This window comes from Pseudomonas canadensis (genome assembly GCF_000503215.1).
Lineage (GTDB): Bacteria > Pseudomonadota > Gammaproteobacteria > Pseudomonadales > Pseudomonadaceae > Aquipseudomonas > Aquipseudomonas canadensis.
Genome location: NZ_KI628539.1, coordinates 480,377 through 494,402 on the forward strand (window position 1 = coordinate 480,377; position 14,026 = coordinate 494,402).

General features: G+C 60.7%; 15 protein-coding genes. 11 read left to right on the plus strand and 4 right to left on the minus strand.

All coding sequences use genetic code 11. The features are described 5' to 3' along the window. Positions 1-53 precede the first annotated feature (53 nt). Complete coding sequence (locus tag U367_RS0124955) at positions 54-1,928, minus strand: putative bifunctional diguanylate cyclase/phosphodiesterase (protein WP_028619034.1); 1,875 nt, start codon at positions 1,926-1,928, stop codon at positions 54-56. 218 nt (positions 1,929-2,146) lie between these two features. Between U367_RS0124955 and U367_RS0124960 the strand changes: the two genes are divergently transcribed. Genes U367_RS0124960 through U367_RS0124970 form a run of 3 tightly spaced genes read left to right on the plus strand, consistent with a single transcriptional unit; the run spans position 2,147 to position 4,367 of the window. Next, the gene (locus U367_RS0124960) at positions 2,147-3,460 is read left to right on the plus strand and encodes an HD domain-containing phosphohydrolase (RefSeq protein WP_028619035.1); all 1,314 of its coding nucleotides are present in this window, start codon (positions 2,147-2,149) and stop codon (positions 3,458-3,460) included. After that, positions 3,457-3,867 carry an NUDIX hydrolase gene (locus U367_RS0124965; protein WP_028619036.1) on the plus strand — a complete coding sequence of 137 codons (411 nt, stop codon included), beginning with the start codon at positions 3,457-3,459 and terminating at the stop codon, positions 3,865-3,867. The genes U367_RS0124960 and U367_RS0124965 overlap by 4 nt, the downstream gene beginning before the upstream one ends. Further along, the gene (locus tag U367_RS0124970) at positions 3,864-4,367 is read left to right on the plus strand and encodes a GNAT family N-acetyltransferase (RefSeq protein ID WP_028619037.1); all 504 of its coding nucleotides are present in this window, start codon (positions 3,864-3,866) and stop codon (positions 4,365-4,367) included. Before U367_RS0124965 ends, U367_RS0124970 begins: the two co-directional genes overlap by 4 nt. Here U367_RS0124970 and metR read toward each other — a convergent pair. Then, positions 4,364-5,281: a transcriptional regulator MetR gene (gene metR / locus U367_RS0124975; RefSeq protein ID WP_028619038.1), complete on the minus strand. Its 918-nt coding sequence runs from the start codon at positions 5,279-5,281 to the stop codon at positions 4,364-4,366. The genes U367_RS0124970 and metR overlap by 4 nt on opposite strands. Positions 5,282-5,475: 194 nt before the next feature. Here metR and U367_RS0124980 point away from each other — a divergent pair, with 194 nt between their 5' ends. From U367_RS0124980 to U367_RS0125000, 5 genes are all read left to right on the plus strand, one after another. Further along, positions 5,476-6,495 (plus strand): alpha/beta fold hydrolase, encoded by a 1,020-nt coding sequence (locus U367_RS0124980; protein ID WP_028619039.1) that lies wholly within the window; start codon positions 5,476-5,478, stop codon positions 6,493-6,495. A 55-nt stretch (positions 6,496-6,550) separates the two neighbouring features. Continuing rightward, entirely contained in the window at positions 6,551-7,204 is a 654-nt protein-coding gene (locus U367_RS0124985; RefSeq protein WP_028619040.1) for a DsbA family oxidoreductase, read from the plus strand. A gap of 96 nt (positions 7,205-7,300) precedes the next feature. Next, entirely contained in the window at positions 7,301-8,221 is a 921-nt protein-coding gene (locus tag U367_RS0124990; RefSeq protein ID WP_028619041.1) for an arginase family protein, read from the plus strand. Continuing rightward, positions 8,218-8,598, plus strand: coding sequence for a DMT family transporter (locus U367_RS0124995; protein WP_016977488.1), 381 nt, complete (start codon positions 8,218-8,220; stop codon positions 8,596-8,598). Before U367_RS0124990 ends, U367_RS0124995 begins: the two co-directional genes overlap by 4 nt. Continuing rightward, positions 8,595-8,999 (plus strand): EamA family transporter, encoded by a 405-nt coding sequence (locus U367_RS0125000; RefSeq protein ID WP_028619042.1) that lies wholly within the window; start codon positions 8,595-8,597, stop codon positions 8,997-8,999. The genes U367_RS0124995 and U367_RS0125000 overlap by 4 nt, the downstream gene beginning before the upstream one ends. An 84-nt stretch (positions 9,000-9,083) precedes the next feature. Here the strand turns inward: U367_RS0125000 and U367_RS0125005 are convergent, their stop codons facing one another. Next, a complete protein-coding gene (locus tag U367_RS0125005; RefSeq protein ID WP_028619043.1) occupies positions 9,084-9,950 on the minus strand; it encodes a fatty acid desaturase in 867 nt (288 codons plus the stop codon). 55 nt (positions 9,951-10,005) lie between these two features. Further along, entirely contained in the window at positions 10,006-10,776 is a 771-nt protein-coding gene (locus U367_RS0125010; RefSeq protein ID WP_028619044.1) for a MipA/OmpV family protein, read from the minus strand. 228 nt (positions 10,777-11,004) lie between these two features. Here U367_RS0125010 and U367_RS0125015 point away from each other — a divergent pair, with 228 nt between their 5' ends. Genes U367_RS0125015 through U367_RS0125025 form a run of 3 tightly spaced genes read left to right on the plus strand, consistent with a single transcriptional unit; the run spans position 11,005 to position 13,998 of the window. Beyond that, the gene (locus U367_RS0125015; RefSeq protein ID WP_028619045.1) at positions 11,005-11,706 is read left to right on the plus strand and encodes an MtnX-like HAD-IB family phosphatase; all 702 of its coding nucleotides are present in this window, start codon (positions 11,005-11,007) and stop codon (positions 11,704-11,706) included. Continuing rightward, positions 11,699-13,093: an aspartate aminotransferase family protein gene (locus U367_RS0125020; protein ID WP_016977483.1), complete on the plus strand. Its 1,395-nt coding sequence runs from the start codon at positions 11,699-11,701 to the stop codon at positions 13,091-13,093. The genes U367_RS0125015 and U367_RS0125020 overlap by 8 nt, the downstream gene beginning before the upstream one ends. Next, positions 13,090-13,998: an alpha/beta hydrolase gene (locus U367_RS0125025; protein WP_028619046.1), complete on the plus strand. Its 909-nt coding sequence runs from the start codon at positions 13,090-13,092 to the stop codon at positions 13,996-13,998. Before U367_RS0125020 ends, U367_RS0125025 begins: the two co-directional genes overlap by 4 nt. Positions 13,999-14,026: the final 28 nt, after the last annotated feature.

Sequence of the window (14,026 nt, forward strand, 5' to 3'; positions counted from 1 at the left end):
CGAAACGGCAGGTCAATACTTCATTCAAGCGAGCACTCCTTGCAAGCATAAGGCTACTGGTCGGGCATCAGAGTGGCGCTACCCGCTTGCAGCAACCGGGCGAAATCCTTCGACGGCACGGCCTTGCTGAACAGATAGCCCTGGCCCTCTTCGCACAGCTGGGTTTGCAGGAATTTCAGTTGTTCGACGGTTTCCACGCCTTCGGCGATGATATTCAGGTCCAGGCTCTTGCCCATGCCGATGATAGCGCTGATCAGTTGTTCGTCCTGGCTATTGACCTTCAGGCCGTGAACGAATGACTGGTCGATTTTCAGCACATCGATGGGAAAACGGCGCAGATAACTCAGGCTGGAGTAACCCGTACCGAAATCATCCAGGGCCAGCCGCACGCCCATCGCCTTGATTCTGTTAAGGATATCGACAGTCTCGTCGACATTCTGCATCAGCACGCTTTCGGTGATCTCCAGTTCCAACTGTGTCGGCGGCAGACCGGTTTGCTTGAGGAGGGTGGCAAGATTGTCGACAAAATCCCGCTGGCGAAAGTCGATGGCCGAGATGTTCACCGATATGCACAGCGGCGCCAGCCCCATGGCGCGCCAGGCTTGCGCCTGTTCACAGGCCTGGCGCAGTACCCATTGGGTCAGGCGCACAATCAAGCCACTGTCTTCGGCGACCGGGATGAAGTCGGCCGGGCTGACCCAGCCCGAGCGCGGCTGGAACCAGCGAATCAGGGCTTCCGCACCGACGATTCGCCCGGATTTCAAGTCCAGCTTCGGCTGGTAGTGCAGTACAAACTCCTCGCGCTCGAGGGCCTGGCGTATCGCGCTTTCCAGGTTTTGTCGATGCTGGGCGCGGTGGTTCATGTCATCGGTGTAAAAACTGAAACGGTCGGAACCCCGCTCTTTACTGGTGTGCATGGCGGTTTCGGCGTGTTTGATCAACTCCACCGCCGTGCCACTGTCATTGGGGTAAATACTGATGCCCAGGCTGGCGGTGATGCTCAGGTCATGCCCTGCGACATGGCGGGTAGCGCTGACGGCATTAAGTATTTTTTGAGCAACGTGCTGGGATTGTTGGGGATGCTGCACATCCTGCAGCAGGATCACGAATTCGTCGGAACCGTAGCGAAATACCGAGTCCGATTCACGCACTGCCTCCACCAGGCTTTGGCTGACCTGCTGGAGCACCTCGTCGCCCACCGGATAGCCCAAGGCATTGTTGATACGCTTGAAACGGTCCAGCCCGATGAATACCACCGCCAACTGGGTGTCATGCCGTCGGCCCAGGGCAATTGCCTGGGTCAGCCGGTCGCCGAGCAGCGTGCTGTTGGGCAGTTCTGTCAACGCGTCATACTGGAGCAGGTGCGAGACCTTGAGCAGCTCCTGCACGCGCTCTTCGATGGTTCGTTCCAGGCCAATCACTTTGAGCGCGATGTCCTGGGCGAGCTGCCATTTCCAGGTCAGGGCGCTGGCCATCTGGCGAATTTCCAGGTGATCGAAGGGCTTTTTCAGGATCAGCAGTTGGTCGTTGTATTTGAGCCGCGCTTCGATGGCCTCGAAGGAGTAATCGGAGTAAGCCGTGCACAGCGCGATCTGCAGGCGGGGATCGACCTCCCACAACTGTTCGATGGTTTGCAGGCCGTCCCAGCCAGGTGGCATGCGCATGTCGATGAAGGCCAGGGCATACGGTGCCTGGTCGGCCAGCGCCTTGTTCACTAGGGCCAAGGCTTCCTGGCCCTGGTAGGCGGAGTCCAGCTCGTAGGCCTGGCGCGCTTTGGCGGTGGTGCCGAACAGGGTTTCTTCCAGGCTCTCCAGCGACGGTTTGCCATTGGGATCGGCGCAGAGGATCTTGCGAAAGTCCTGGTGGATCGAGGCCGTGTCATCGACGATCAGAATGCGCCGGTTGGCCCGTGCCGAGTCCGCACTCATGGGGTGCTCCGTACCGATAAAAGGTCCGACGGCATAACGACTCCTTCCCTGATTCCACTGCTGAGGCGGATACAGCCTAATGTGACAGCATAGTCGAGCGGCCTTGATATCGGGGGCCAGTTGGCGTCAAATCGACCCCGCGCGTTGAGCAAGGGAAGACAGCTTGGCACAGAGGTTGAATTTAGCTCGATTTGGTTTAATTTGAAGGCGCAGCAGGCATGGATGAACATACCGCGACAAGACCCACCGTTTTGCTGGTCGACGATGAAGAGTCGATCCTCAACAGCCTGCGCCGCTTGCTGCGCGGCCAGCCCTTTGATGTGGTGCTGGCCGGTAGTGGCGCCCAGGCGCTGGAAATCATGGCGGCGCAGCCCGTCGACCTGATCATGAGCGATGCGCGCATGCCGGGTATGGACGGGGCGCAGTTACTGGCCGAAGTCCATCGCCTGTACCCCACCACCAGCCGCATCCTGCTGACCGGTTATGCCGACTTGCCGACGATCATCAAGGCGATCAACGAAGGGCAGATCCACCGCTACATCGGCAAGCCCTGGAATGACGACGAACTCAAGTTGATCCTGCAGCAGGCCCTTGAGCACCAACGGCTTGAACGCCTGACCCGGGTGCAGAACGATCAGCTCAAGGTATTGAATGCCACTCTGGAAAAACGCGTGGTGGCGCGCACCTCCGAGTTGCAGCAAACCGCCGACATGCTCGACCTGGCCTACGAAGAACTCAAACGCAGCTACGTGACAGGCACTGAAGTCTTCTCGTTGCTGGCCAACCTGCGCCTGCCCAAGAACAAGCAGACCAACCGCCAATTGATCGAGTTGGTCCGCGTCTATTGCGCTGCCCAGTCCATGGACGAAGCCGCTACGCGCGACCTGACCATGGCGGCCGCGCTCTACAACATCGGCAAGCTCAGTTGGAGCGACAGCCTGTTGGTTGCCGCCGCCGATAAGTTGCACAGCAGTGACCGTGAACAATACCGAGGCTATCCGAGCCAGAGCGAATCCCTGCTGATGACCCTGGAACCGATGAAGGACGCGGCGCGGATCATCCGTCATCACCAGGAACGCTGGGATGGCAGCGGTTTTCCCGATCACCTCAAGGGCGATGCGATACCCTTCGGTTCGCGACTGCTGAAGTTGGCGGTGGACTTTATCGAACTGCAAAAAGGCCTGATCCTTGAGCGGCAGATGAACAGCGACGAGGCTTTGCTGTACATCCGAAAGTACGCCGGGCGCCTCTATGATCCAGAGCTGGTCGAAGACTTTGTCCAGGCCTGCGCCGCGTTTCTCAGTGATGTGACGCTGGGTGATCCCTCGGTCAAGGCCCTGACCACCCGTGAACTGGAAGCCGGCATGGTCCTGGCGCGCAATCTCAACGCCGATAACGGCATGCTGCTGCTCAACGCCGGCAAAGTGCTGAACCTGCCGTTGGTGGACAAGCTGATTGCGTTCGAGTCGATGGAGGGCGCGAAATACACCATATTCATCAAACTACCCGAAGAGACAGCGAACCTTTCATGAGCATTTCCACTATTCGCATCGCCGCCGCCCTCCTGATCGGCAGCGACGGCCAGACCCTGCTGGTGCGCAAGCGCGGCACCCAGGCCTTCATGCAACCTGGCGGCAAGATCGATGCCGGCGAGCAGCCTGCCGAGGCCTTGGCCCGTGAGCTGCACGAAGAACTGAACCTGCGTATCGAGCCAAGCGCCGCCGTCTATCTCGGCAAGTTTTCCGCGCCTGCGGTCAACGAGCCGGGTTTTACCGTGGAAGCCGAGCTGTTCCAGGTGCAGATCGATGTAGCGGTCACGCCTGCCGCCGAGATTGAAGAAGTGCGCTGGATCGACCCTGCCGGTGACGGCGGCCTGCAACTGGCCCCGCTGACACGCGATCTGATCCTGCCGTTTTACCGCGCCTCGCTGACGGCATGATCATCCGCACGCTGGCGGCCGGCGACGCCGAAGCGTATCGGGCGTTGATGCTGGAGGCCTATGGCGCCTATCCCCAGGCCTTTACCTCCAGCGTGGCGGAGCGTGCGGCGATGCCACTGGGTTGGTGGGAAAAACGCTTGAGCAGCCCGTTGGATTGCTTGCTCGGTGCGTTTGACGGGGATGAGTTGGCCGGCATTGTCGGCCTTGCCTTCGAGCCACGAGAAAAAGCGCGGCACAAGGTGACCCTGTTCGGCATGTACGTGAATGCGGACCACCAACAAAAAGGCTTGGGCCGTCAGTTGGTGGAAGCGGCACTCGACGAAGCGCGCACACAGCCGCGCCTCAAAGTGATCCAGCTGACGGTCACCGCCGGCAATGAAGCCGCGTTTGCCCTGTACCAGCGCTGCGGCTTCATCCAGTACGGCCTGGAGCCGCTGGCGGTGCGAGTCGGTGTGGATTACTTCGATAAGATCCACATGTGGCGCGAGGTTGCGGTTTAGCGCACCGCGCTGACCCCATCCAAGGTGGAAAACGACGTGTCCTTGGCCGTCAGCAGGAAGTCACGCATGTAGGGCGCATCCAGCATGTCCGCACGGATTCCCGCATATAGCGTGGCAAACAAACCTTTTTCACCCAGGCGCTTGGCCTTCACGTAGCCACGCGAGCTGTACTCATGCAGCGCCCAATGGGGCATGCCGCACACGCCACGGCCGCTGGCCACCAGTTGCATCATCATCACCGAAAGCTCGGACGTGCGCACCTGAGCCGGTTCCACATCGGCGGGTTCGAGAAAGCGGGTGAAAATGTCCAGGCGGTCGCGTTCCACCGGGTAGGTGATCAGGGTTTCGGTCAGCAAGTCATCCGGCACGATGTACGCCTTGTTCGCCAGCGCATGCTGGTTGGCGACCGCGAGCATGGCTTCGTAGGTGAACAGCGGTACATAGGTGATGCCTGGCAGTTCCAGCGGGTCAGAGGTCACCACCAGGTCCAGGTCGCCACGGGCTAGCGCTGGTAGCGGGGCGAAGGCGAAACCGGAGGCCAGGTCCAGTTCGACTTCCGGCCAGGCATCGCGGAACTGGTCGATGGTCGGCATCAGCCACTGGAAGCAGCTATGGCATTCGATCGCCATGTGCAAACGCCCGGCAGTGCCGCCGGCCAACCTTGCAATGTCGCGCTCGGCGCCGCGCAGCAGCGGCAGGGTGGCGTCGGCCAGTTGCAACAGGCGCAGGCCGGCACTGGTGAAGCGCAGCGGCTTGGTCTTGCGCACGAACAACGGCATGCCCAAGCGCTCTTCCAGCTCTTTGAACTGGTGCGACAGGGCCGACTGCGTCAAATGCAGGCGCTCGGCGGCTTCGACCAGGCTGTCGGCTTCGCGCAGGGCGTGCAGGGTCTTGAGGTGACGGATCTCGAGCACGGGCTCTCCATGAATACAATTTGTGACGGATTCGAATGGCGTGAGTTTGTCTCATGTTGGCATGCCTGTCGATAAGGAGGTCGACAATGACCGCTGAGCACTCTTCATCAAACTGTCATGCAACTGTGGCAGCGCGCTTGAACAAACTTCATCAGACTCGCGCTCTACTGGGGTTCTGCGTTTCGGTGTTTTTCATGCGCGTGTTGTTTTTACTGGCCGCTCTGTTGTTCGGCCTGCCGTCCTTTGCGGCTTCTCGATGTGACGTCAATGTCCCGACCCAAACGGTCGACCTGGCTCAGGTAAGCATTGCCTACCAGAGCATCGGCCGTGCGTCTGATCCTGCGTTGCTGCTGGTGATGGGCCTGGGCGGGCAATTGATCCACTGGCCGGATGAAGTGGTGGTCGCCCTGTGCCAACAGGGTTTCCGGGTGATCCGTTACGACAACCGTGACGTCGGCCTGTCCACCTGGCGCCAGGCGCCTGCCAACGCCAACCTGACTTTTGAAGTGCTGCGCTACAAGCTCGGCCTGCCGGTGGCGGCGCCCTACACGCTGACCGACATGGCCGACGACGCCATCGGCTTGATGGACGCGTTGCAGATCCAGCAATTTCACGTGCTGGGCGCGAGCATGGGCGGCATGATCGCCCAGCACCTGGCGGCGATGGCGCCGCAGCGGGTCGAGAGCCTTACGCTGATCATGACCAGCTCCGGTGCCGAAGGCTTGCCGGCGCCGAATGCGGCGTTGGTACAACTGCTGTCACGGCGCAGCGCACCGAACCGTGAAGTGGCCCTGGAGCAGCAAGCCGATTTGCTGGCGGCCCTGGGCAGCCCGAATGTGACGGATGATCGCCAGGCGCTGTTGCACCAGGCGGCGCTGTCCTACGACCGCGCCTTCAACCCGGACGGCGTGAAGCGCCAGATCATGGCGATCCTCGCCGAACCCAGCCGTGTGCCCTTGCTCAACCAACTGCGCGTGCCAACTCTGGTGGTGCACGGCACCGCCGACCCGCTGTTGCCGGTCATGCACGGCGTACACTTGGCGGCGCATATCCAGGGCAGCCAGTTGAAACTGATCCCCGGCATGGCCCATCGTTTCCAGGAAGCGTTCAAGGCGCCGCTGTTGACGGCCGTGCTGCCGTACCTGCAAGCCCATCGTGAAGACACGGCGCACTGGGCGCAGATTGACCCGGGCGAGCCTTCGAAGGTGTTGTGACATTGGTGTATCGTGCAACCTTTGTGGCCCATTTGCGCCTGCGAGGTTGCCTGTCATGAGTACTCCCCTGAAAATCGATTTCGTCAGCGACGTGTCCTGCCCCTGGTGCATCATCGGCCTGCGCGGCCTGACCGAAGCCCTCGACCAGCTTGGCGCCGAGGTGCAGGCCGAGATCCATTTTCAACCGTTCGAACTGAACCCGAACATGCCTGCCATCGGTCAGAACATCGTCGAGCACATCACCGAGAAATACGGCTCCACCGCTGAAGAATCCCAGGCCAACCGTGCGCGCATCCGCGACATGGGCGCCGAGCTGGGCTTTGCCTTTCGCACCGATGGCCAGAGCCGCATCTACAACACCTTCGACGCACACCGCCTGCTGCATTGGGCCGGTCTGGAAGGCTTGCAGTACAACCTCAAGGAAGCGCTGTTCAAGGCTTACTTCACCGATGGGCAGGACCCGTCCGACCATGCCACCCTGGCGATCATCGCCGAAAGCGTCGGCCTGGATATCCAGCGTGCGGCGGAGATTCTCGCCTCCGATGAATACGCCGCTGAAGTACGCGAGCAAGAGCAGCTGTGGATCTCCCGTGGCGTGACCTCGGTGCCGACCATCGTGTTCAACGATCAGTACGCCGTCAGCGGCGGTCAGCCGGCGGAAGCCTTTGTAGGGGCGATCCGCCAGATCATCAACGAAGCGAAAAACTAAAGCCGATCACGCTCCCACATTGGTCAGTCACCGTCTTCAAGAGTTGTGCTGGCCCGTCCCTTGCATTGACCCCCTAAAGCCTTAGGGGACACTGCCTTGAACATTCTTGACCTCGACCACAGCCTCACCGGCCAGGCACCGATTGCCCGGCGTCTGGCCAGCGGCCGTGCCACGCGTATCGACCTGCTGGACCTGGGCCCCAAGCTGCGCCTGTGGTCCACCGAAAAAACCTGGAAACGCTTCGCCGAACGCCTGGCCCAACGGCCCCGGCCCACCGATGCGCGGCCGGAAATCCTGTTTGTCGGCTCCGGCGACTATCATCACCTCACCCCGGCCTTTCTCGCCGATCTGAAAGAGCCCATCAGCCTGATCCACTTCGACAACCACCCCGACTGGGTACGCTTTGCGCCCAAGCGCCACTGTGGTTCGTGGGTCAACCGCGCGCTAAAGATACCGGCGATCAAGCGCATCGTCACCCTCGGCCCGTGCAGCGACGACCTGCACAACCCGCAACTGCGCGGCGGTAACCTCGGCGCTCTCAAGCGCGGGCACTTGCAGTTGTTTCCCTGGCAGCATCCGCCGTCGAAAGTCTGGGGCCGGGTAGGGGATGGCGCCGGTCACCAGCAGCAGGAAAACCACCTGTATTGGCGCAACCTGGCCGAGCTGGACTGGGCGGCCTTCCTGGAGCAGATGATCACCAGCCTGCCCACCGAAGCGATCTGGATCACTATCGACAAAGACGTGCTCGCCAGCGAAGACGCGGCCACCAACTGGGACCAGGGCGGCATGCGCCTAACCCATCTGCTGCAAGCCTTGCGAGCCTTGGCAGCGCGTAAACGCATCATCGGCATCGACGTGTGCGGCGAGTTCGCCACGCCAGCCTTCAGCAACGCGTTCAAGCGTTGGGAGGCTAAATCCGACCAGCCGCCGCCCGAGCGCTGGAGCGCCGAAGATCTGCAGCGCAACGCCGCCACCAATGAAGCCCTGATAGATCTGTTTGAGGAGCTGTTCCCGTGACGTTGACCGTGGTGTTGCTGGTGGCGTTTTCCATCGTGCTCGATGTGATCGGCCAGTTGTGTTTCAAGATCGGCCTCGACCGTTTGCCTGAACTGGACGGCGGTTTTCGCCTGAATGCGTTCTGGGGCCAGGTGTTCAATGCGCCGTTGTTGTGGGCCGGGATCGGCGCCTATGCCGTCGAGTTCTTCGTGTGGCTCGAAGCATTGTCCCGTGCGCCGTTGAGCCTACTGTTTCCGGCTGCCGCGCTGGCCTATTGCGGCGTGGTGCTGGCGGGCAAGGTGGTGCTGGGCGAAACCGTCAGCCGCCGCCGTTGGTTGGGCACGCTGGTGATTACTTTAGGCGTGATGTTGGTAGCGATTGCGGGGAGTCAGGCATGAGTACGCAGATTATGAATAACGGATGGTTGCACGGGCGCCTCGGCACGGTGATGCTGTGGGCCTTGTTGATCTGTACCGAAAGCGCCGGCCAACTGTTTACCAAAGTGGCCGGGGATCAACTGGGGCAGATGGATTTGAGCTGGCAGTGGCTGGCGGACGTGGCGCGTAACCCTGGGATTCTGGCGGCTATCGCCAGCTACATCGGCGCGTTTTTCGTGTGGATGCTGATCCTGCGGCGCAGTAGCCTGTCCCTGGCGTTTCCGCTGAGTTCACTGGTGTTTGTGGTGGTGTTGCTGGGGTCGTGGCTGGGGCTGGGGGAACATATCAGCCCGCTGCACTGGGTGGGGGTGGCGGTGATTATCGCCGGCATCGCCCTGCTGGCCGAAGGCGAAGAAAACTGATCACGTTGGCCTGGTTTGATTTTTGTGGTGAGCGAGCTTGCCTCGCGCAGGGCAAGCCTGCTCACCACAGGGGTTAGTGGCGAGTCAGGGTTTTCTGTGCGCCACCAGAAAGCCCAACCCGTGTGACACTGGAAGCTGCCTCACCCCTGCCGCACGCTGTTGCTCGGCAATTTCCCGATGAAACGCCTTTACCTTGGTCCAGTGCATCTTGGGCCGGTAGTGGTGCTCGGCGTGGTAGCCGTTGTTCATCCAGATCAGGTTGTACAGCACGCTGTAGGAGCTCACCCCCCAGGCAATCGGCAGGTCCGGGTTGCCGCCGAAATGTTCGTAGTAGCCGTTGAGCGATGACAGGCACTGGCCCAGGTACCAGAACGGCAACAGCCACAGCACCGCCTGCCAGTTGTAGAAGGCCAGGGCGATATAGAACGCCACCGTCATGCCGATCTCGACCTTGACCCAGCGCGCATCCGCCGGGCGCTTGCGCTTCATCTCGTCGTAGAACGGCTTGGGATCGTCGCGGAAAAAACTCAGGAAAGTGTAAGCCCACGGGTTTTCCGGCTGGCCATAGTGGCCGCGCTGGTAGATCGACAGCGGGTCGATGGTTTTACCGTCCGGGCCCGGCAGGTCCGCGTTGCCACGGTGATGGCGGTTATGGATGTCGCGGTAGAGCGTCTGGGAAAAGCCGATGGTCACTGACAGCAGCAAATCGAACGCCCGGTTCATCGCACGATGGCTGAAGTAGGCGTTGTGGATCTGGTTGTGGGAGATGCTGTTGATGCTCCACGACAGGCTGATCGCATAGACCAGCGCCAGGGGCACGAGCGCCCACCAGCTCAGGCTGTGGAACGCGGTGACCAGCCAGATGACAAAGGCGAAATGCGCCAGGCCCAGGGCAATGGGGATCAGGTCCCACAGCGAATGATGCAACAGGCGGTAAGCGGGGCGAGCCATGAAGAGTGTCCTGGAAAAATGGATTCCAGAGCCTCATTGCAAACCCCAGACCAACCTAATCGAACTTGTAGCTGATGGCTGTTTGCACCTGGCCCTGGTTCACTTCGCCGGTCTGCCGGACGATGCTGCTGTCGGCCGCCGAGCCCACCAGGTGAACCCAACTGGCGCTGGTCAGCAATGACCATTTAGCCGCCAGGGGAAACTCGAAACTCTGGGTCAGCGTCAGGTTCTGGAAGCCGCCGCTGGCGTTGTAGGGGCGAAAGCCCGTGGCAGCGGCCTCGTTGTCGTCTACGCCGAAAAACGTGTTGGTCTGGCGCGCATCTGCGAAATGCGCGACCAGGCCGCTGCTGCCGATGATCCCGCCACCCAGGGGATAGCCCAGTTCGCCGCCGACTTTGCCCAGGATACCGCTCTGTGAATGCCCACCGCCCACGGCTTGACCCAGTTGCGCGTAGACCCGCCAGAAATCAGCCGGGGCGTATTGGATGAAACCACCGACTTCCGCCATGTCCGACACATTGCGCAGGCCCTGGAGATCGCCATTGGACGTGCGCCCCGACAGGTAATTGATATAGGGGCCGGCGGTCAGGCCTTGGGTGCTGAGCGCGCTCCAGGTCAAGCCGTCATCGGTGCTCAGGCTGACATCGCCCCAGTCCAGGTCGAAATAGGGAACGGGCCGCGTTTCGTAGCGGCTGCCGGTAGGGTCATGAGGTTGGTAGCTGACGCCCGCGCCCACTTCACCGGTGATGCCCTCGGCCACGGCAGCGTTTGAATAGCTCCACAGGCCAAGCAAACCGGCGAATGCAGCGCATGTGATCCTCAACATGGTCACAGTTCCTTGATTGAATATGCGCGCATGAACGCGCAAAGCATCCTTTCCACGCAAGCACTCATCTTGTTTGTAGCAAGCTACAAAAATTGTAGCTCCTGCGACACAAATCGCCGGCCATGCCAGGCAAAGGCCCAGCCCCGCTGGGCGGTGGCCAGTTGGCACACTCCCTGCTCTACACCTTGTTGCAAGCGCACACAGCGCGCTCCTCCAAGGTAAACAACGATGATCCAGTGGCATATCGTGTGTGACTTCGACGGGACCATTACCCCCACCGATGTCATCGACAACGTCCTCCAACGCTTCGCCGGCCCCGAGTGGGAAACCATCGAACAGGAATGGCTGGATGGGCATATCGGTTCACGCGAATGCCTGAGCCGCCAACTGGCGCTGATCAAGGCGACTCCCTCCGAATTGCTGGCGTATTTCGACAGCGTCGAGATCGACCCGGACTTCCCGGACTTCGTCGATCACGTAATCGGCCTGGGCGCTTCCATCGAAGTGGTCAGCGACGGCATCGAGCAGGGCATCGCGCGGATCCTTTCACGCAACTACGTGACCTTGCTGCCGATCCTCGCCAACCGCCTGCGCCAGGTCGACCAGAACAGCTGGCGCATCGATTTTCCGTACTCCAGTGATGCCTGCCGTGCCGCCTCCGGCAACTGCAAGTGCAAGTCCACGCCGCGCAACAAGCGCGTGCTGGTGATCGGCGACGGCAAGTCCGACATGTGCGTGGCTTCCACCGCTGACTTCGTGTTCGCCAAAGGCAGCCTCGCCAAGTACTGCGAAGCCAACAACATTCCTCACGCACGCTTCGACACCTTTGCCGAACTGCCTGCGCTGCTGGCCCGACTGCCGCAAGGCATCGCCGCCAACGCCACCTCCTTTACTGCTACTGACAACCAGGAACTCTTCCACCATGTCTGATATCCGTATCGCTACCGCCGAAGACCAGATTCTTCTGGATAAAGAAGCCAAATACTGCTCCTACGGCGACACCGTCCACTACATCGAGCCGCCGCGCATTTTCAGCCGTTGCGAAGGCTCCTACGTGTGGGACACCGAAGACCAGGCCTACCTCGACCTGCAGATGTGGTACTCGGCGGTCAACTTCGGCTACGCCAACCCGCGCCTGAACAATGCACTGAAACAGCAGATCGACACGCTGCCGCAAATCGCCAGCCAGTACCTGCACAAAGGCAAGATCGAGCTGTCCGAAATGATCGCGGTCGACGCCAAGAAGAAATTCGGCCTCGACGGTCGCGTGCACTTCAACGTCGGCGGTTCGCAGTCCATCGAAGACTCCCTGAAGGTCGTGCGTAACGCCACCAATGGCAAGAGCCTGATGTTCGCTTTCGAAGGCGGCTACCACGGGCGTACCCTCGGCGCTTCGTCGATCACCTCCAGTTACCGCTACCGTCGCCGCTACGGCCACTTCGGCGAGCGCGCGCAGTTCATCCCGTTCCCGTATCACTTCCGTGGCCCTAAAGGCATGACCAAGGAAGAGTACGGCAGCCACTGCGTGCAGCAATTCGCCCGCCTGTTCGAGACCGAGTACAACGGCGTGTGGGACCCGAAAGTCGGTTCCAGCGAATACGCCGCGTTCTACGTCGAGCCGATCCAGGGCACCGGCGGCTATGTGATCCCGCCGATGAACTTCTACCGTGAGTTGAAGCACGTACTGGATCAGCACGGCATCCTGATGGTCTCCGACGAAATCCAGATGGGTTTCTACCGAACCGGCAAACTGTGGTCGATCGAACACTTCGACGTGCAACCGGACGTGATCGTCTTTGGCAAGGCGCTGACCAACGGCCTCAACCCACTGGGCGGCATCTGGGCCCGTGAAGAGTTGATCAACCCGAAGATCTTCCCGCCAGGCTCGACTCACTCCACCTTCGCCTCCAACCCGTTGGGCACGGCGGTGGGCCTGGAAATGTTCAAGATGACCAACGAAGTCGACTACGGCGCGATGGTCATGGCCAAGGGCAAGTTCTTCCTCGAAGGCCTGCAAGACCTGCAGAAACGTTTCCCGATCATCGGCGACGTCGACGGCCTGGGGCTGGCCCTGCGCTGCGAAATCTGCGGCCCGGATGGTTTCACGCCGGACAAGGCGACCCTGGACTACATGGTTGAAGAAGGCATGAAGGGCGACATGGTGGTGGACGGCCAGAAACTCGGGCTGATCCTCGACGTGGGTGGTTACTACAAGAACGTGATCACCCTGGCACCGTCCCTGGAAATCAGCTACCCGGAAATCGAACTGGGCCTGAAGCTGCTTGAGCAACTGCTGGTGCGAGCGACCAACCGGTGAAAACAGCAGAGATCGACCTCGGTGAAGGTACTGCCGGTTTCGTTCTCGGTGATGGTCCGGTCGGGATCCTGTTGATCCACGGCCTGACCGGCACCCCGACGGAATTGCGCCAGGTTGCCAAGGGCCTGGCGAAGGTGGGCAATTGCACGGTGTACGTGCCCACCCTGGCCGGGCACTGCGGTGATAACAGCGACCTGCAGGCCACTGGCTGGCGTGACTGGTACGAAGGCGTGCGCAAGACCTTCGTCGGTGTGAAACAGCGCCACGAACAGGTGTTCGTCGGTGGCTTGTCCATGGGCGCGGTGATGTCGATGTACCTGGCGTCGGAGCATCCGGACCAGGTCGCCGGGTTATTGATGTACTCCACCACGCTCAAGTACGACGGTTGGAGCATCAACAAAATGGCGTTCATCACGCCGCTGCTGATCCGCATTCCTTTTGGCGTGCGCCTGTTTCGGTTTACCGAAAAACCACCTTACGGCATCAAGAACGAACGCCTGCGCGCCATCGTTGAACGACAGATGAAAGAAGGTGAGAGCAGCGAAGCGGGCTTGTTGACGATGGAAGGCGTGACCGTACGCGAATTGCACTGGATGAACGCCGAGGTCAAAAAACGCATGCCGTCGATCAAGGTGCCGGCGCTGGTGTTGCACTCCATTGAGGACGACATCACCAGCCGTTGGAACGCTGACTATGTGGAACGCCACCTCGGTGGCCCGGTGACCAAGATCCTGCTGGATAACTGCTACCACATGATCACCGTCGATTTGCAATACCGCCGGGTGATCGAGTTGAGTGCAGCGTTCATCAACGAGCGAGCTCTATGTAGTGAGCGGGCTTGTCGGGTCGCCGCATCGCCCGCGCTGGGTGGCGAAGCCGCCCTAAAAACTGCAATTGCGGTTTAACTGGAAAAACTCAGCTCCGGAAATGGGG

What these genes read in the sequence shown, in the direction of transcription:
- U367_RS0124955 (WP_028619034.1), bottom strand. Translation starts at nt 1,928, where the DNA reads ATGAGTGCGGACTCGGCACGGGCCAACCGGCGCATTCTGATCGTCGAT.
- U367_RS0124960 (WP_028619035.1), top strand. Translation starts at nt 2,147, where the DNA reads ATGGATGAACATACCGCGACAAGACCCACCGTTTTGCTGGTCGACGAT.
- U367_RS0124965 (WP_028619036.1), top strand. Translation starts at nt 3,457, where the DNA reads ATGAGCATTTCCACTATTCGCATCGCCGCCGCCCTCCTGATCGGCAGC.
- U367_RS0124970 (WP_028619037.1), top strand. Translation starts at nt 3,864, where the DNA reads ATGATCATCCGCACGCTGGCGGCCGGCGACGCCGAAGCGTATCGGGCG.
- U367_RS0124980 (WP_028619039.1), top strand. Translation starts at nt 5,476, where the DNA reads ATGCGCGTGTTGTTTTTACTGGCCGCTCTGTTGTTCGGCCTGCCGTCC.
- U367_RS0124985 (WP_028619040.1), top strand. Translation starts at nt 6,551, where the DNA reads ATGAGTACTCCCCTGAAAATCGATTTCGTCAGCGACGTGTCCTGCCCC.
- U367_RS0125000 (WP_028619042.1), top strand. Translation starts at nt 8,595, where the DNA reads ATGAGTACGCAGATTATGAATAACGGATGGTTGCACGGGCGCCTCGGC.
- U367_RS0125005 (WP_028619043.1), bottom strand. Translation starts at nt 9,950, where the DNA reads ATGGCTCGCCCCGCTTACCGCCTGTTGCATCATTCGCTGTGGGACCTG.
- U367_RS0125010 (WP_028619044.1), bottom strand. Translation starts at nt 10,776, where the DNA reads ATGTTGAGGATCACATGCGCTGCATTCGCCGGTTTGCTTGGCCTGTGG.
- U367_RS0125015 (WP_028619045.1), top strand. Translation starts at nt 11,005, where the DNA reads ATGATCCAGTGGCATATCGTGTGTGACTTCGACGGGACCATTACCCCC.
- U367_RS0125020 (WP_016977483.1), top strand. Translation starts at nt 11,699, where the DNA reads ATGTCTGATATCCGTATCGCTACCGCCGAAGACCAGATTCTTCTGGAT.